This is a genomic window from Nonomuraea sp. KM88 (assembly GCF_052245635.1).
In the GTDB taxonomy this organism is placed as follows: Bacteria; Actinomycetota; Actinomycetes; order Streptosporangiales; family Streptosporangiaceae; genus Nonomuraea.
Genome location: NZ_JBQQCC010000014.1, coordinates 226,595 through 242,764 on the forward strand (window position 1 = coordinate 226,595; position 16,170 = coordinate 242,764).

Annotated in this window: 15 protein-coding genes; 6 read left to right on the forward strand and 9 right to left on the reverse strand. The window is 71.2% G+C overall.

Going from position 1 to position 16,170, the window contains the following annotated elements:
* Positions 1 to 94 precede the first annotated feature (94 nt).
* The 3 genes from ACTWPV_RS35095 to ACTWPV_RS35105 form a co-directional block, all read right to left on the reverse strand.
* Positions 95 to 673: a hypothetical protein gene (locus ACTWPV_RS35095; protein WP_443155061.1), complete on the reverse strand. Its 579-nt coding sequence runs from the start codon at positions 671 to 673 to the stop codon at positions 95 to 97.
* A 9-nt stretch (positions 674 to 682) separates the two neighbouring features.
* Positions 683 to 3,019 carry a hypothetical protein gene (locus ACTWPV_RS35100; RefSeq protein ID WP_443155062.1) on the reverse strand — a complete coding sequence of 779 codons (2,337 nt, stop codon included), beginning with the start codon at positions 3,017 to 3,019 and terminating at the stop codon, positions 683 to 685.
* Between the two features lie 129 nt (positions 3,020 to 3,148).
* A complete protein-coding gene (locus ACTWPV_RS35105; protein ID WP_443155063.1) occupies positions 3,149 to 5,188 on the reverse strand; it encodes a spermidine synthase in 2,040 nt (679 codons plus the stop codon).
* 183 nt (positions 5,189 to 5,371) lie between these two features.
* Here ACTWPV_RS35105 and ACTWPV_RS35110 point away from each other — a divergent pair, with 183 nt between their 5' ends.
* The gene (locus ACTWPV_RS35110) at positions 5,372 to 6,730 is read left to right on the forward strand and encodes a S8 family serine peptidase (RefSeq protein ID WP_347647322.1); all 1,359 of its coding nucleotides are present in this window, start codon (positions 5,372 to 5,374) and stop codon (positions 6,728 to 6,730) included.
* A gap of 46 nt (positions 6,731 to 6,776) precedes the next feature.
* Here the strand turns inward: ACTWPV_RS35110 and ACTWPV_RS35115 are convergent, their stop codons facing one another.
* Both ACTWPV_RS35115 and ACTWPV_RS35120 read right to left on the reverse strand, forming a co-directional pair.
* Positions 6,777 to 7,502, reverse strand: coding sequence for an ABC transporter permease (locus ACTWPV_RS35115; protein ID WP_443155064.1), 726 nt, complete (start codon positions 7,500 to 7,502; stop codon positions 6,777 to 6,779).
* A complete protein-coding gene (locus ACTWPV_RS35120; protein ID WP_443155065.1) occupies positions 7,502 to 8,257 on the reverse strand; it encodes an ABC transporter ATP-binding protein in 756 nt (251 codons plus the stop codon). The genes ACTWPV_RS35115 and ACTWPV_RS35120 overlap by 1 nt, the downstream gene beginning before the upstream one ends.
* Before the next feature lie 66 nt (positions 8,258 to 8,323).
* On the opposite strand from ACTWPV_RS35120, the gene ACTWPV_RS35125 reads away from it, so the two are divergent.
* A complete protein-coding gene (locus ACTWPV_RS35125) occupies positions 8,324 to 8,959 on the forward strand; it encodes a TetR/AcrR family transcriptional regulator (RefSeq protein ID WP_443155066.1) in 636 nt (211 codons plus the stop codon).
* Here the strand turns inward: ACTWPV_RS35125 and ACTWPV_RS35130 are convergent.
* Positions 8,956 to 9,258, reverse strand: a complete 303-nt coding sequence (locus ACTWPV_RS35130; protein WP_443155067.1) for a DUF4190 domain-containing protein — start codon at positions 9,256 to 9,258, stop codon at positions 8,956 to 8,958. The genes ACTWPV_RS35125 and ACTWPV_RS35130 overlap by 4 nt on opposite strands.
* 112 nt (positions 9,259 to 9,370) lie before the next feature.
* Between ACTWPV_RS35130 and ACTWPV_RS35135 the strand changes: the two genes are divergently transcribed.
* On the forward strand, positions 9,371 to 10,159 hold the full coding sequence (locus tag ACTWPV_RS35135; RefSeq protein ID WP_443155068.1) for an ion transporter: 789 nt from the start codon (positions 9,371 to 9,373) through the stop codon (positions 10,157 to 10,159).
* A 1-nt stretch (position 10,160) separates the two neighbouring features.
* Here the strand turns inward: ACTWPV_RS35135 and rpsD are convergent, their stop codons facing one another.
* Positions 10,161 to 10,775, reverse strand: coding sequence for a 30S ribosomal protein S4 (rpsD, locus tag ACTWPV_RS35140; protein ID WP_347647500.1), 615 nt, complete (start codon positions 10,773 to 10,775; stop codon positions 10,161 to 10,163).
* Positions 10,776 to 10,854: 79 nt separating this feature from the next.
* Between rpsD and ACTWPV_RS35145 the strand changes: the two genes are divergently transcribed.
* Positions 10,855 to 11,556: a DUF2470 domain-containing protein gene (locus tag ACTWPV_RS35145; protein WP_347647315.1), complete on the forward strand. Its 702-nt coding sequence runs from the start codon at positions 10,855 to 10,857 to the stop codon at positions 11,554 to 11,556.
* A gap of 83 nt (positions 11,557 to 11,639) precedes the next feature.
* Positions 11,640 to 12,458: a hypothetical protein gene (locus ACTWPV_RS35150; protein WP_443155069.1), complete on the forward strand. Its 819-nt coding sequence runs from the start codon at positions 11,640 to 11,642 to the stop codon at positions 12,456 to 12,458.
* Positions 12,459 to 12,591: 133 nt separating this feature from the next.
* Here the strand turns inward: ACTWPV_RS35150 and ACTWPV_RS35155 are convergent, their stop codons facing one another.
* The gene (locus ACTWPV_RS35155; protein ID WP_443155070.1) at positions 12,592 to 13,272 is read right to left on the reverse strand and encodes a TetR/AcrR family transcriptional regulator; all 681 of its coding nucleotides are present in this window, start codon (positions 13,270 to 13,272) and stop codon (positions 12,592 to 12,594) included.
* A gap of 74 nt (positions 13,273 to 13,346) precedes the next feature.
* Between ACTWPV_RS35155 and ACTWPV_RS35160 the strand changes: the two genes are divergently transcribed.
* The gene (locus ACTWPV_RS35160; protein ID WP_443155071.1) at positions 13,347 to 14,921 is read left to right on the forward strand and encodes an ATP-binding cassette domain-containing protein; all 1,575 of its coding nucleotides are present in this window, start codon (positions 13,347 to 13,349) and stop codon (positions 14,919 to 14,921) included.
* On the opposite strand, the gene ACTWPV_RS35165 is transcribed toward ACTWPV_RS35160, so the two are convergent.
* Positions 14,918 to 16,123: an ROK family transcriptional regulator gene (locus ACTWPV_RS35165; protein ID WP_443155072.1), complete on the reverse strand. Its 1,206-nt coding sequence runs from the start codon at positions 16,121 to 16,123 to the stop codon at positions 14,918 to 14,920. The two genes, ACTWPV_RS35160 and ACTWPV_RS35165, sit on opposite strands and share 4 nt — an antisense overlap.
* Positions 16,124 to 16,170 lie beyond the last annotated feature (47 nt).

Genomic DNA, 16,170 nt, shown 5'->3' on the forward strand with positions numbered 1-16,170 from the left:
GCCCGCTCCTGTCCCCGGTCTACCCCGGCCGCGCGCCTCCGACCAGGGCGCGCATAACGTCGAGCCGCCGCCGCGCGACACCTGCCCCGAACGACTAAACAGGACCCGGGACACAATCGTGCAGCACGCCATAACGACGCTGCGCGACCCGCATCAGTTCCGTCAGGTCCTTGATGGCATCACGCCCCTTGGCCACCTTTTTGAGATCGATGCGAATCCAGGGATCCGCGTCACCGCAGGCAAAGCGGGAAATCACGTAGTAGGGCCGTCCGCCCAGCATGTCGTTGCCCGCGTAGGCGGCGAACCCCTCTCCGAGATCTGCGGGCAAGTCGGTGGGCTCGGCCATGGCCCAGTTCTCGCGGGTGAGCTCGAGTCGCTTGACGCTGTCATCGGTCGTCGACCACCACACGCCGACGGGATCGCCGTTCTTACCCCCTTCGACCAGGCAACCACCGTCATCACGCCACGGCCCGTCCTTCCGCTCGCTATACGTCCTCGTGTCGCCGCTGACGCGGCGATAGGACTCCCGCGAGACGAATTCGCACCAGTACGGAGGCTGGTCGACGACCGGACGGAGGTCGTTCGGAACCGCATTCGAATCACCGCCGGAGCACGAGGAAACGGCGACCATCGTCAAGAGCGCCGAAACGGCGAGTTGCCGCCTGCTGATCACGGTTATCCTTCAGTCAGAAATCCGATAGGACCGGCGAGCCTCCTCGGCTCCATCATTCATGATGCCTTCGGAGAAGGCCTTGTGGCTGTTGAACCCGGAGTGATCTGCCGCCCAGTTCAGGAAAGCTTCGTACTGCTCCGGCGTCATTTCCACTATCGGTTTCATGGCGGCGTTCTTGTCCGTGAACGACCGTCCCTCGAGGCCCTGGCCGTCGTGCTGGCCGTGGGCGACCGTGGCCGTGGCCACCATCTGCTCCATCAACCGGTTGACCAGCTCCCGGTTCTCCGTCGCCGTGGCGTAGGACTCGTCCAGCATCTTGCCGTTCTTGAAGAATCCGGCGATCCAGTTCGCCCCCTTGTCGAACGCGTACGTCCCCGGCCGTCCGCCTGCCTCGCCCGCCACCTCCTTGGCGAAGCCCTCCAGGCGCATGCCCTTGAACGCCTGCTCCGCCAGCTTGCCGGCGAACTCCTTGCCGGGCACGGGCACGATGCCGATGGCGGAGCGCACCATGGACTCGAGCTCCTTGGCCGCGGCCTCGTTGGCCCTGCCCACCGAGTAGAGGGCCTGCTCGCGGGCGCCAAGGAGGTGGCCGAAGGTCTTGCTCTCCCGGGCGATGGGGTCGGCCAGCCGCGGCCCCTTGTCGGTGAGCGGGAAGATCCGGTCGATCTCCACGCGCGTGTGCTCGGCCTGTGCCCTGGCGATCTGGCCGAACACGGCGTCGTCGCTGGTCGCGAGGAGCAGCGCGTAGTCGATGTCGCGCCGGTTGACCGACTGGTCCTTCAGGGTGGCGCCGACGCCGGACTTGAGCACGTTGCGGCCGTCGATGATCCGGCCGAGAGCGTCGATGTGGGCGGACAGGATGGTGCCGAGCGCGGGCCGCAGGGAGGCGCGCTGGTCGAAGCCGGCCTGGTCGGCGAGCTGGAGTTTCTCGGCGGAGTTGCGGGTGTAGAGGCCGGGCAGGTCGGCTCCGAGGATCTTGAGGGTCTCTGCGGTCAGCCGGAGCGAGACCGAGTCGGAGCCTTTCATCGCGGCTTCCATCGCCGCGCCGAGCGCCCTGGCGTCGCGGTCGTCCGTTGTGGAGTTGGGGTTGTCGGTCCACCAGGCCACCCGGTCGTGCAGCAGGTAGTTGAGGTTGGTGGTGGTGCGGCCGGCGGGCGTGTGGTCGAGGAGCGCCTGGGCCGCGGCGGGGCTGGAGGCGGCCCGCAGCAGGTCGGGGACGAAGGTGCGCATGTCGTCCATGACCTTCGTGCCGTCGCCGTTCTTGAGGGCGTCGTGGACCTCGCGGTCGAGCGCGATCATGTCGCGTCCGACCGTGCGCATGAACTCGGCCGAGTACGGCGGCTCGCCGGGGTGGGCGCCGAGCACGTCGGCCAGGTCGTGGTAGGCGGTGGGCCGCCCTCCCGTCACGCTGTGGATGCCTCTGGAGGTGCGGCCCGCGGCCTTGAGCCGCTGGAGGAAGCCGGCGCCCAGGTAGGCGGGACCGGCCGGGTCGGTGGCGGCGGCCAGCGTCGTGCTCAGGATCCGCAGGACGTGATCGCCCTGGGCGGCCGCCCGTTTGGCCCCGTCATGGTCTCCCGCGCGCTCCCAGGAGGCCTGCTCCAGCCGGATGGCGTGGGCCAGGTCGGTCACGCCCCTGGCGCCGAGCCTGCTCATGAACGCCTTGGCGAAGGCCGGGTCGTGTGCCTTGGCGGCGTACCGCTGCACGACCGCGAGCTGCTCGGGCAGCACCTTGCCCCGCGGCGGCCTGGTGTAGGCGGCGATGGCCGCGTCCGCGGCGGCGGTGCCGTCCAGCATCGCCTGGCCGGTCTCCAGCCTGTCGGGCAGCGGCAGGAACGTGCCGGCGGCGGTGGAGGCGCCGAAGACGACCTTCTTGCGTTCGAGCTCGTCGACCAGTTGCCGGCGCCGCCGCAAATCCTCGGCCTGGGTCTGGGCCTGCCTGGCCAGCTCGCGGATGCGGGTGGCGGGCATGGTGTCCAGGCCCGCGGCCGTCAGCTCGCCGTGCAGCCGGGTGGCGAGGTCGGCGAGCCGTTCGGCGGCGGCGGTGTGCTGGGTGGCCATCGTGTCGAACTGGGGCCGCTTGACGCCCGTGAAGTCAGGGTCGGGGCTCACGGCCGCTCCGGGAGGCCGCTCAGTTTCCGCCTGGCGTCGGCGACGGCCTTGGCGAGCATCTCCCGCAGCCCGCTCGGCCGCGTGCACCTCCTCGCCGAACCTGCGCCCGGTCGGACCCACCCACGCGTTGTCCCGCATCAGCCCGCAGACCTGGTGCAGAGTCCACCAGTGCTCGTCGGACAGCCGCTGGATGCGGGCAACGGCCGCCTGCACCGCCTCGCGATCGGGCTCAGGCATCTCGCTCCTCCGAGGCTCCCGAAGAGCGGGCGCACTCGCCGCGCCTCTCCACGCCAGTCAACCGCAAGGGCGTCGGCGGGAGCGCGGACCATGCCGAACGTCTATGGCGTGAACCGCGCTCCCCTCTGGTCACACCAGCGCGGCCTTCTTCCTCGGCAGCAGCACCAGCGCCCCGATGTAGAGCAGGGCCGCCACGATCAGCAGGCCCTTGTACCCGATGATCAGCGCGGCGTACTCCAGGCAGCCGCCCACCATGGCGCCCAGCAGGTTGGCGCCGAAGGACGTGGTGGCGTCGGCGGTGTCGGCGAACCGCTTGGCGAAGACGATGTTCGCGGCGAAGATCGGCAGGAAGGCCACGGTCACCGCGGCCACCGCGCGCAGCGGCAGCGGCAGGGACAGCAGCCACGCGTTCGGCACCAGCCAGGCCAGCAGCAGTCCGGCGAGCAGCACGCCGTACATGACGGGCAGCGGCGGGGTGCGGAAGCGGCGGGTCACCTCGACGGCGGCGAGGACCGCGACGAGCACGCCGGCGAAGACGATGGCGTTGACCACCCACGTCGTGCCGAACAGCAGCGCGAAACCGGTCACGCTCTTCGTCTCCAGCAGCATGAACGCCACGCCCAGCAGGAACAGGTCGGCGTACGGCCGCATCCGGTCATAGGGGCCCGCGACGACGCGGACGGCGAGGAGGCTGACGATGAGGATCAGGCCGAGCGTGATGATGTAGATCGGCGGGATCGTCGCGTCCTTGAGGTAGAGGAACGGGCGGTCGTCGTCGGCTGGGGCCGGGGTGCCGGGGGCGGCACCGGCCCAGGCGGTGCCGCAGCGCTGGTCGGCCTCGCTCAGGCCGGCGGTGATGACGGCCTGCTGGCCGGCGGTGCTGACGACGTCGACGCACGGCTTGTGGCCGAAGGCGCTCTGCATGGTGGCCGCGAGGCGGTCGACGAGCCAGCTCTCGCGGTAGTAGTTGTACATCGAGAAGGAGCCGCCCGGCTTCAGGTGCTCGCGGGCGGCCCGCATGGCCTCTTCGGTGAACAGGTAGCTCTCCAGGCGCAGCGAGCTGGCTCCGGAGACGAGGGTGAGCGAGTCGGGCAGGGCGAACAGGATGAGGTCGTACTTCTCGCCGGTGCGTTCCAGGAAGGCACGGCCGTCGGTGATGTGGGTGGTGACGCGCGGGTCGTCGTAGGGCCGGTCGGGGTGAACGGAGCCGCCGAGCTCGCGCAGTTTGGGGTCGATCTCGACGGCGTCGACGCGGGCGGCGCCCTTGGACAGCGCGATCGCCACGTCGGTGCCGCTGCCGGCGCCGACGATGAGCACGTCCTTGGGCGGTTTCGTGGTCCGTTCGTACGGCAGGCCGTACTGGCGCTCCCACTGCAACCGGGCGGCGGCGGGCACGGCCTGCTGGTGCGGGATGCCGTTGACCGCGATGTCGGTGACGGCGACGCCCAGCTGCTGGAGCTGCCTGAACGTGACCTTGTAGTAGGGCGACCAGATGGCCCCGGCGGTCAGCGTCTCGGCCAGCAGCAGCCCGACGACGGCCAGCGAGGGCACGGCGACCAGCCCCGCGTAGAGGGCGCGTGGCCGGGGCACCAGCAGCAGCGCGTAGCAGGCCGCGGCGATCAGCCCCCAGAACACCGGCGGCGCGCTCAGGAAGGACAGCGCGGTGAACGCGGCGATGCCGGTGAGGCTGCCGATCAGGTCGTAGCGGTACGCCTCCAGGCGCGGCAGTTCGGGGAAGCAGCGTCCGACGAGCTCGGCGGGGCCCATGAGCACCAGCGCCGCGGCGCAGAAGATCACCGGCAGGATCAGCCACGCGGGCGGGCCGCTGGTGGACAGGCTCGTCCAGTAGAGGACGCCCTCGGTGTTCCTGTCGACGGTCACCGGGAAGGTCAGCACGACCACGACCAGGAGGGCGAGCACGACGGGCGAGTAGTAGGGCTGCCGCCGCGACCGGCCGACGCGCAGGAAGCCGAGCCCGATGCCGAGGAACGAGCCGAGCAGCACGAAGTTCGTGAAGTAGCTGAGGTGGACGATGTTGGATCCGGTCCACCTGATCAGTGCCAGCTCGAGGAAGAGCATGAAGGCGCTGGCGAGGATGAGCCTCGGCCGCACCGCCAGCCAGTGAGTCTTCTCCCCGTCGTCGACCGGCTTCCTGGCCTCCAGCGTCATGCTGCCTCACCGTAGTGAAAAGATCGCCGGCACGGAAGTCCGGCGAGCCGCGGACAAAAGTCGTCCACTTCGCGGCGATTAGCGCATTTCCGCAGGTCAAAACCAGTGCGATCCGCTGGACGCGGGCGGGCGGATGCAGGAATGTTGGGACGTTCGCTCCCCCACACACGTTGGTGGTGACACATGCGGGTCCTGATCCAGCTCCGTCCCTCTCCCGACCTGGTCGCGGCCGTCGCCGACCCCGGCCAGGCCGCCAGCACGGCCGACGTCGCCGACGGGCTGCCCGGAGTCGAGCTCGACTCGGCGTTCGTGCCCGTGGCCGTGCCGAGGCCCGTCCCCTCGACCGGCGGCGACCCTCTCTCGCTCAACCAGCCGCTCGACTTCTCGCTGGCCGCCGAGGACGCGTCGGTCCTGGTCCGGGGGACGATCTCCGACGACGAGCTGGCCTCCAGGGTCACACTGCTTCCCGGCATCAGGACCGACGTGGTCGGCATCTTCGCCGATCCGGTCATCGGGTCGGCGCCTGTGTGCGGGGGCGATCCGCCGGCCGGCGACTGGCACGACGTCGAACGCCTGCTGCACGTCCCCGGGCTGCACGCCGAGGGCCTCGACGGCGCCGGGGTCGCGCTGGCCGTGCTCGACAACGGCATCAACGCCGCCCACACGGCCAGGCAGCTCGGCAGGGCCGTCACGCTGGACGCCGAGCGTTCCTGGAGCCCGCCGGGAGTGTCGGGCGCGCCGGGCGAGTTCGAGGTGGACCACGGCACGATGTGCGCCTTCGACGCCCTCATCGCGGCCCCTCACGCGTCGCTCATCGACATCCCGGTGCTGCTGTCCACCCGGCCGGGCGGCTCGGCGATGGACGGGCTGCTGTCGGACGCGGTGTCGGCCTTCGCGCACCTGCGCAACGTGCTCGACGCCCAGCCCGCGGGGTCCAGGGCGCTGGTGGTGAGCAACTCGTGGGGATCGTTCTCGCCCGAGTGGGACTTTCCCGTCGGGCATCCCGGCAACTACTCCGACAACGCCGCCCACCCGTTCAACCTGATGGTGGCCGGCCTGGACCGGGCGGGCGCGGACGTGTTGTTCGCGGCGGGCAACTGCGGCCGCGAGTGCCCCGACGGCCGGTGCGCCTTCCCCTCCCGGCCGATCGTGGGTGCCAACTCCCATCCGAAGGCCCTGTCGATCGGCGGCATCGACGTCAACGGCGAGCGGGTGGGCTACTCCTCGCAGGGGCCGGGACGGCTGACCGCCCGCAAGCCGGACCTCTGCGCGTACACGCATTTCTCCGGGTCCCAGGCGCTGGGCCCCGGCTCGCCCGACTCGGGCACGTCGGCGGCGGCGCCGGTGGCGGCGGGGCTCGTGGCGGCGGTGCGCACCATGTGGCCGGCGGACAGGCTGTCGCCCGCCCAGCTGCGCGCGCTGCTGCGGCGCACCGCGGAGGACCGCAGCGAGGTGGGGTTCGACTACGGCTACGGCTACGGCATCGTGGACCCGGCGGGTGTCATCGCGGCCCTTCAGCGCCGCGCCAGAAGCGCGGCCTGACCCCTCGCGGGCGTGGCCGGAACGCGGTTGGGCCACGCCGCGCTCCTTACGCGTTCTCCCGGTTGAACACGCGCGTCCCGATGGTGAGGCTGACCACGGCGAACACCGCGGTCACCGCCACGCCGGCGCCGACCGTGCCCGTCAGGTAGTGGCCGTGGAACAGGTCGCGCAGCGCCTCCAGCACATACCGGAACGGGCTGACGTGCGAGAGGGCGTCGAGCCAGCCCGGCGCCATCGACATCGGCAGGAACGAGCCGGACAGCAGGACGAGCGGGATCACCGCCGTGGACATCACCGGCGCGAACAGCTGCTCGTTCATCGTCAGGGCGACGGCGTACGACAGCGCGGCGAGGCTCAGCCCGAGCACGACGACCAGCACGAACGCGGCCACCAGCCCGAGCGCGGGTGCGCGCAGGCCGAAGGCGAAGCCGACCGCCAGGAGCAGCAGCGTCTGCAGGATCAGCGTGACCGCGTTGGTGAGCACACGACCGAGCAGCAGCGACAGCCGGCTGGCCGGGGTGACGCGCATCCGTTCCAGCACGCCGGAGCGTTTCTCGAAGACGATGCCGAACCCGGCCAGCCCCATGCTCATCAGGCCGAGCTGGATGATCAGGCCCGGCACGAGCGTCTCCCAGGTGTCGAACGTGGCGAAGATGGGCCCGAACAGCACGAGGAAGAGCAGCGGCTGGACCGCGCCGAAGACGACGCCGACCTTCTGCCGCAGCGTGGTGCCCACGCCGTGGCGGAACAGCACCCAGGTGTCGCGGAGCATCAGACGCCCTTCCCCGGCAGCGCGCTCTCTTCGCGCAGCGACCTGCCGGTGATGTCGAGAAACACGTCGTCGAGCGTGCGTCCGCAGGCCTTGAGCTCGGCCGGGGCGCCTTCGGCCACGATCCGGCCGCGGTCGATGATCAGCAGCCGGTCGCAGAGAGCGTCGGCCTCGTCGAGGTAGTGGGTCGTGAGGAACACCGTCATGCCCTTCTCCTCGCGCAGCGCGCGGATGTGGCCCCACAGGTTGGCCCGGCTCTGCGGGTCGAGGCCGGTCGTCGGCTCGTCGAGGAAGAGCAGCGCCGGGGCGTGCAGCAGCGCGAACGCGATGTCGAAGCGGCGGCGCTGGCCGCCGGAGAGCGCGCCGCCGAGCCTGGTCTCCAGGCCGGCGAGGTCCAGCCTGGCCAGGACCTCGCCGGCCTTGGCCGCGGACTCCCGGCGGCTCAGCCCGTAGAGCATGCCCTGGAGCTCGAGCTCTCCCTTGAGCGGCACGGTCGGCAGGATGCCGCCGCCCTGGGAGACGTAGCCGATGTGCCTGCGCACCTCCTTCGCATCGGCCCGCAGGTCGTGCCCGGCCACCGTGGCGGCGCCGGACGTGGGGCGCAGCAGGGTGGTCAGCATGCGCATGGTCGTGGTCTTGCCCGCGCCGTTCGGACCGAGGAAACCCACGATCTCACCGCGCTCCACCGCTATGCCGAGGTCTCTGACGGCCTCCACGCCGCCGTCGAAGGTCTTGCTCAGACCTACAGTCGTGATCATTTTATCGCCTCCAAAATTGAGGTAACCACAAAATTAAAGTGACTGCAATTTCGGTACGATGGTGACATGGGTGAGGGGCTGCGGGAGCGGAAGAAACGCGAGACCAGGGAGCGCATCGCCGACATCGCGATGGGCCTGTTCATCGCCAAGGGGTTCGACAACGTGACCGTGGCCGAGGTGGCGCGGGCCGCCGACGTGTCGGTCAACACGGTGTTCAACTACTTCAGCACCAAGGAGGACCTGTTCGCCGACCGGCAGGACCTGGCCGTGGACCACCCCGTGCGGGTGATCCGGGAGCGCGAGCCCGGAGAGAGCGTGGTGCGCGCCTTCCGGCGCGACGTGCTCGACGCCATCGGCACCCGGCACTGGCGCTACGGGTTCAACCTGGGCGCCGACGTGTTCGCCAGGATCGTGAACGCCAGCCCGGCGCTGGTCGCCCGGCTACGCGAGATGCACGAGCAGCGGGAGCAGGCGCTGACCCGGGCGCTCGCCGAGGAGCTCGACGCCGGCCCCGGCGACCTGCGGCCCAGGCTCGTCGCGGCGCACATTCTCACCACGACGCGGCTGCTCACCGACTATTCGGTGAGCAGGAGGCTCGCCGGGCAGGAGTGGGAGAGCATCGAGCCCGACCTCAGAGCGCAGGCGGAGACGGCGTTCGACCTGCTGGAGCCGGGCCTCGGCGACTACGGCCGGCGGCGCTAGAGGCCGCTGGTCAGGAACGCCATCCCCAGCACGAAGAAGATGAGACCGAACGTGAACATCATCAGGACGCTGCTGATGATGCCGCAGATGCGCCCCGCCTGGATCGAGCCGCGGTTCTCGTAGTAATGACCGCTCTCGTCGATCTCGCGCAGCGCTCTGTTGCCCATCACCCAGGCGAAGGGCCCGAGGAGGCTGCAGACCACCAGGCCCAGGATGCCCAGCACGAGGATGACGGTGCCGTTGGGGTGGCTCAGAGGGGGCGGACCGTAGAAGGAAGAGCCGTGATGCGGATAGGACATGTCGTCCGGCAACTCCCCTGCCTGGTCGTGTGGGTCACGCCACAGTCTCCTGCTTGATCATCTTGCGCCATCATGGTGGGGCAAACGATCATTGCCTTAGGAGCCTACCCCCGTGCGTGAACGCATGCGCGACTTCCTCGCCCACCGGCACTTCCAGCGGTTCATCATCGCGGCCATCCTGACCAACGCGGCCGTTCTGGGACTCGAGACCTTCCCTCAGGTGGTCGAGCGCCACGGCGACCTCCTCATTCTCGTCGACCATGTCGCGCTCTACATCTTCGTCGTCGAACTGCTGGCCAAGGTCTACGTCGAGCGTTCGGCGTTCGTCCGCGACCCGTGGAACATCTTCGACGCGGTGATCGTCGGCATCGCCCTCGTCCCGGCGACCGGAGGCCTGTCGGTGCTGCGCTCCCTGCGCATCCTGCGCGCGTTGCGGTTGTTGTCGGTCGTGCCGAGCCTGCGCCGCGTGGTCTCGGCGCTGCTGCGCGCGCTGCCGGGGATGAGCTCGATCGTGGTGCTGCTCTCCCTGGTGCTCTACGTGGCCGCCGTCATGGCCACCAAGCTGTACGGGCAGGCCGCCCCCACCAGGTTCGGCAGCCTGCCCACGTCGTTGTTCACCCTCTACCAGACGATGACGGGTGACGACTGGGGCAACATCGCCAAAGAGGTGATGGATCGTCATCCGTCGGCCTGGATCTTCTTCACGATCTTCATCCTGGTGTGCACGTTCGTCGTGCTGAACCTGTTCCTCGCCGTCGTGGTCAGCGCGATGGACGAGGAGAACTCCGAGGAGCGCGCCGCCAGGGAGAACACCGGCGATCACAGCCAGCGCATCCTCGACGAGCTCGCCGAGCTGCGCAAGGAGCTGGCCGAGCTGCGCGCGCAGCGGGCCCTGGACTGAGCTAGCGGGAGTAGAACTCCACGACGAGCTGCTCGTCCACGGGGATGTCGATCTGCTCGCGCTCCGGCTGGTGCGTCAGCGTGAAGCGGAGGTCGGCGTGGTCGACCGCGAGGTAGGGGGCGATGCGATCGTCGGCGTGAACGCCCTCGGCGGCGGCCACGAACGGCTGCATCCTGCGCGAACGCTCCCTGACGGTGACCACCTGTCCCGGTCTGACCAGGTAGCTGGGGATGTCCACCTTGCGGCCGTCCACGGCGATGTGACCGTGGTTGACGTACTGCCTGGCCGCGTAGATGGACGGAGCCAGCCCGGCGCGCAGCACGAGCGAGGCCAGGCGGGTCTCCAGCAGCGTGACCAGCTCGGCGCCGGACGCGCCCGGCTTGCGCAGAGCGAGGTCCCAGTAGCGGCGCAACTGCCGCTCGGACACGTCGTAGTACCAGCGCAGCTTCTGCTTCTCCATCAGCCGCAGGCCGTAGTCGCCGGTGTTGCGGCGGTTGGTCTTGCGGCCGTGCTCGCCCGGCGGGTAGGGGCGCTGCTCGAAGTAGCGGACGGCTTTCCTGGTCAGCGGGACGCCCGCGCGACGTGACAGTCGCACCTTCGGACCGGTGTAGCGCACGTTCACCTCGATGTGATTAGGTATTCCTTATTTAGGCTTGCCTAACCTAACACACGATTTCCGCCCTCAAGGAGGCGTCATGCTGCCGATCCCCGAGCGGGTCCGCACCCTCGCCGCGACCGCCGGCGTCGCCAAGCTGTCCGTCGACGGCGCCCCGTCACCCGCGCGCGGAGGAGTCGACGAGCGCGGGCGTCCGGTGCTCCTGGTGCTGCCCGGGGAGACGCTGCACGGCCTGCGCGAGGACGCCGTCGTGGCGGTGAACCTGACGGCGATGCGGCAACTGGGCTCCGCCACCCACCCGCGCGGGCTGATCGAGGTGCAGGGCTGGGCGGAGGCCGTCCCCGAGGGCGAGGCGCGCTCGTCGGCGGTCGCGGTGGCCACGCACTGCCCGGACGAGAGCCTGTTCAAGGCGCTGGAGGGGTTCGGGCGGCCGGACGCGCCCCGGCTGCTGCGGCTGGACGTCGGCCAGGTCGTCTACCTGACCGGACAGGAGTCGGGGATGCTCGACGCCGACGACTACCTGGGCGCGGCGCCCGACCCGCTCGCCGAGACGGCCGAGCGGGTGCTCGCCCATGTCAACGCCTCGCACCGGCCGCAGCTCACGGCCGGCGTGTCCAGGCAGCTGGGCGAGCAGGCGGGCGAGGTGTGGTTGTGGGAGCTGGACCGGTTCGGGGCGACCGTACGGGTGGACGAATCGCTCGTGCGTTTCCCGTGGCCGCGCCCGGCGCGTTCCGGCCTGTGCCTGGAGACGGCGCTGCGCGGGCTGCTGTGCACGTGCTGAGCTCGCTACCGGACATCCCTGGATTTTTAGTGATTTACCAGCACATTGCCCGATCGGCGCGCCACATCTCTAGCATGTGAGGGATGACTGGACCGCGCCGTGCACCTGGGCCCGCCGCGCCCGACGACGAGGGCGGGTGGCGCGGGCGGGCGCTGATGGTCACCGGCGTCCTGCTCGGCGTGGTCATGCTGATCGCGGCCGCCGTCCTGGTGGTGCGTACGCCGTACCCCAGCGACCTGGACCCGCTCGACTGGCCCGCCGTCTCCGACCGCGTCCCCGGCGACGTCCCGCCCTTCCCCCCGGTCACGGAGCGTCCCACCGCCACCCGCACGGCCACCCCGTCACCGGACGGCACGCCGGCCGCCTCCACCCAGCTCGCCTCCGCCGAGCCGGTCCGGTCCGCCTCCACCCGGCACACCCCGCCCGCCTCCACCCCGCACGCCCCTCCCGCCTCCACCCGGCATGCCATCCGGCCCGCCCAGCAAGCCGCCCGGCCCGCCCAGCCCGTCGTGGCCCGGTCCGACACGCGGACCGCCCCACCCGGCTCGCGCACCTCCCGGCTTGAGGTGCGCAGCACCGGGCTCGACGCCCGCACCGCACACCCTGGCGCGCGTACGTCCCGGCTTGTCTCCCGCGCCGCCGGATCCGCCGCACCACGGGCCGGAAACGCCGACACCGCCGGGCTCGGGGCCGGCAGCGCCGACACCGCCGGGCTCGGGGCCGGCAGCGCCGACACCGCCGGACTCGGGGCCGGCAGCGCCGACACCGCCGGGCCTGGGGCCGGCTCGCGCTCCACCGCATCCTGGTCGCCGTCCGCGCCCGCGCCGAGCCCCTCCCCTTACGGCAGGCCGGCGGCACCGCACGCGCCGCCCCCCGTGACCGCCCCTTCTGGCCGGTCATGAAGGCCGACGGGTTGCTCGCCGTGACGGCGCGCCCTGCCGGCCGTGCGCCGTGGCGACATGTCACCCGTATCGCGAGCAGTCCTCCGCCGCACCTCCGGCATGAAGCGTTCCGCCCTGCTCGTGACGAGCCGGTTCAGCCGGGCCCGCGACGCCGCGCCTGCTCGGCCTGCTCCATCCCGTCGAGGAGGTAGCCGAGACCTTCGGCGAACGTGGTGTCCCACTCGGTGGAGGGATCGTGCGCGGGCCCGCCGGGGAAGTCGAGACCGTGCTCCGCGAGGGACGGATAGAGGTCGGCGCGCTCCTTCAGGAAGGCGCCCGTGCCGCCCTCGTCGCGTCGCTGCCAGGTGACCTGCATGATGACCGAGCCCATGACGTAGTTGGCCAGGCTGTAGGCGGCGATCTTGGGCGCGGGGAAGCCCGCCTCGGCCAGGGTCTCGTACAGGAACTCGGTGCGCTCCAGCGCGTTCGGGCCCAGGAGCGGCCGGTCGAGGATGGTGGCCGACCAGGGATGGCGTAGCAGCGCGCCCCGCCAGCCGCTCATCAGCTCGTGCGCCGCCGCCCGCCACCCGCCCTCGCGGCCGGGCAGCCGCACCTCGTGGAAGACGGCGTCGAGAGCCAGGTCGAGAACGTCGTCATTGGTCTTGACGTGCCAGTAGAGGGTGGTCGAGCCGGTGTCGAGCCGCTCGGCCAGGCGGCGCATGGTCAGCCGGCCGACGCCTTCCTCGTCGAGCAGCGCCACCGCCTCGGCCACGATCCTGCCGGGCGTCAGCGTCTGCCTGGGCGCCTTCGGGGGGCGCGACCACACGATGTCCACCCGGGAGATAATACGTTGTACGGGATACCGGATCGATGGTCTAGTTGTAGAACGTTGGTCGAGTGGAGGTTCGGGTGGGACACATCGAGGTGAGCGGGCTGGCCTATCTGCTGCCTGACGGGCGGCCGCTGCTGAACGACGTGTCGTTCAAAGTGGGCGACGGCGCCAAGGCGGCGCTGGTCGGGCCGAACGGCGCGGGCAAGACCACGCTCCTGCGGCTGATCGCGGGCGAGCTCGTCCCGGCCGGCGGCCGGATCTCCGGCAGCGGCGGCATCGGCGTGATGCGGCAGTTCCTCGGCTCGGGCACCGTGCACGACCTGCTGCTGAGCGTGGCGCCGCGAAGCGTTCGAGAGGCGGCCGCCGCGCTGGACGCGGCCGAGTCGGCGATCGTGCTGCGCGACGACGAGCCACGCCAGCTCGCCTACGCCCAGGCCGTCGCCGACTACGCCGACGCGGGCGGCTACGACCTGGAGGTCGTGTGGGACGTGTGCACGACCGAGGCGCTGGGGCTGCCGTACTCACGGGTTCGGGACAGAGGGGTGGGCACGCTGTCCGGCGGGGAGCAGAAGCGGCTCATGCTGGCGGCGCTGCTGCGCGGGCCCGACGAGATCCTGCTGCTCGACGAGCCGGACAACTTCCTCGACGTGCGGGGCAAGCAGTGGCTGGAGCGGGCGATCAGGCAGTCGTCCAAGACTCTGCTGCTCGTCTCGCATGACCGGTGGCTGCTGGCGGAGACGGCCGACCGGATCATCACGGTGGAAGGGCGCGGGGCGTGGGTGCACGGCGGCGGGTTCGCCGGTTACGCCGAGGCCCGCAGGCGCCGCGCCGAGCGGCTCGAGGAGCGGCGCGGGCGCTGGGAGGACGAGCGGGCCCGGTTGCGCGGCCTGGCGCACACGTTGCGTCAGCGCTCGGCGAACAACGACGCGCTCGCGGGTGCGTACCGGTCGGCGGTGACGAGGCTGGAGCGGTTCGAGCGGGCCGGTCCGCCCGAGCGCGCGCCGAAGGAGCAGAACGTGCGCATGCGGCTGCGCGGCGGCCGCACCGGCAAGCGGGCGGTCATGTGCGAGCACCTGGAGCTGAGCGGGCTGCTGCGGCCGTTCTCCACGGAGATCTGGTACGGCGAGCGCGTCGGCGTCCTCGGCGCGAACGGCACCGGCAAGTCCCATTTCCTGCGGCTGCTGGCCGGCGAGCCGATCGCGCACACCGGTGTCGCCCGGCTGGGCGCCAGGGTCACGCCGGGACATTTCGCGCAGACCCACGAACGGCCCGACCTGCTCGGGCAGGCCGCGGCCGACGTCGTGATGCGCGAGCACGCCATGACCCGCAACGAGGCGATGGCGGCGCTGGCGCGCTACGAGCTGGCACCGGCGGGCGGCCAGCCGTTCGAGACGCTGTCGGGCGGGCAGCAGGCCCGGCTGCAGATCCTGCTGCTCGAGTTGTCGGGGGCGACGCTGCTGCTGCTCGACGAGCCGACCGACAATCTCGACCTGGCCGGCGCGGAGGCGTTGCAGCGGGGGCTGTCAGGGTTCGCGGGCACGGTGCTGGTGGTCACGCACGACCGGTGGTTCGCCGCCGACCTCGACCGTCACCTGATCTTCCGCGCGGACGGGGGCGTGGAGGACAGCTCCCGGCCGCGCTGGGACCTCTAGCCGGAGGCCGCGCGCTCCGGGCGCAGGGCGGAGACCGTCATCGCCTCGTCGACGGCCTCAGGCGACAGCACGTGGTCGAGCACCATCACCGCGCACCCACTGATGCCGGCGCCCGCCCCGAGCCGGCTCGGCTCGATGCGCAGCCTGCGGGTGGCGAGGGCGGTGGAGCGGCGGTAGACGACCTCGCGGATGCTCGACACGAGCGGCCCGAACGCCTCGGCGACGTCGCCGCCCAGCACCACCACCGACGGGTTGAGGATGTTGACCGCCCCGGCGAGCACCTCGCCGATCCTGCGCCCCGCCTCGCGCACGGTGGCCATCGTCTCGGCGTCGCCCGCCCGCACCAGCGCCGTCACGTCGGCGATCGTCGTGACGTCCTTGCCGCGCGCCCGGAGGTCGCGCAGCAGCGCGGTGCCGCTGGCTACGGAGTCGACGCAGCCGGTGTTGCCGCACCGGCACAACACGTCGCCACCGTCGAGCACGGGGATGTGCCCGATCTCGCCCGCGGCGCCCAGCGCGCCGCGCAGGATCCCGCCGCCGGCGACGACGCCCGCGCCGATCCGCGTCGAGATCTTCACGAACATCAGGTCGTCGAGCTCGGGGTAGGCGCCGCGGTGCTCGCCGATGGCCAGCACGTTGACGTCGTTGTCGACGAGCACCGGGACGGGGAACCGCTCGCGGATGATCGGCGGGATCACCACGCCGGTCCACGAGGCCATCACGCGGGCGCTCTCCGTGCGGCCCTGCGCGAACTCGACCGTCGCCGGCACTCCCATGCCGACGCCCGCGACCATCGAGCGGGGACGGCCGCCGAGCAGCTCGTCCCAGGTGTCCATGAGCAGCGGCAGCACCACGTCGGGGCCCTGCTCCACGTCCATCGCGAACTCGCGGCCGTCGAGCTGGCGCCCGGCCAGGTCGCAGACGGCGACGCTGGTGCGGCTCGCGCCGAGCGCCGCCACCAGCACCACCCCGCCCGAGGCGTTGAACTCCAGCCGGACCGGCGGCCGCCCGCCGGTGGACGGGGCGTCGGCGCGCTCCACGACCAGGCCGCGTTCCAGCAGCTCGCCGACGCGCAACTGCACCGCGGGACGCGACAGACCGGTCACCCGGCCGAGATCTCCGCGTGTCACGGCCTCTCCGGAGCGGATGAGGCGGAGCACCTCGCCACTTGTGGCGAGGCTCGCGGCAGTACGTCGAGGCATCGGCTAAGTGAACCACATGGGGTTAGGTAATGAAAAGTCGAGACTTT

Bases quoted from the DNA above. Each gene is read 5' to 3' on its own strand.
- ACTWPV_RS35145 (WP_347647315.1), top strand. From the start codon at position 10,855: ATGCTGCCGATCCCCGAGCGGGTCCGCACCCTCGCCGCGACCGCCGGC.
- ACTWPV_RS35125 (WP_443155066.1), top strand. From the start codon at position 8,324: ATGGGTGAGGGGCTGCGGGAGCGGAAGAAACGCGAGACCAGGGAGCGC.
- ACTWPV_RS35130 (WP_443155067.1), bottom strand. From the start codon at position 9,258: ATGTCCTATCCGCATCACGGCTCTTCCTTCTACGGTCCGCCCCCTCTG.
- ACTWPV_RS35105 (WP_443155063.1), bottom strand. From the start codon at position 5,188: ATGACGCTGGAGGCCAGGAAGCCGGTCGACGACGGGGAGAAGACTCAC.
- ACTWPV_RS35150 (WP_443155069.1), top strand. From the start codon at position 11,640: ATGACTGGACCGCGCCGTGCACCTGGGCCCGCCGCGCCCGACGACGAG.
- ACTWPV_RS35100 (WP_443155062.1), bottom strand. From the start codon at position 3,019: ATGCCTGAGCCCGATCGCGAGGCGGTGCAGGCGGCCGTTGCCCGCATC.
- ACTWPV_RS35110 (WP_347647322.1), top strand. From the start codon at position 5,372: ATGCGGGTCCTGATCCAGCTCCGTCCCTCTCCCGACCTGGTCGCGGCC.
- ACTWPV_RS35165 (WP_443155072.1), bottom strand. From the start codon at position 16,123: ATGCCTCGACGTACTGCCGCGAGCCTCGCCACAAGTGGCGAGGTGCTC.
- ACTWPV_RS35120 (WP_443155065.1), bottom strand. From the start codon at position 8,257: ATGATCACGACTGTAGGTCTGAGCAAGACCTTCGACGGCGGCGTGGAG.
- ACTWPV_RS35115 (WP_443155064.1), bottom strand. From the start codon at position 7,502: ATGCTCCGCGACACCTGGGTGCTGTTCCGCCACGGCGTGGGCACCACG.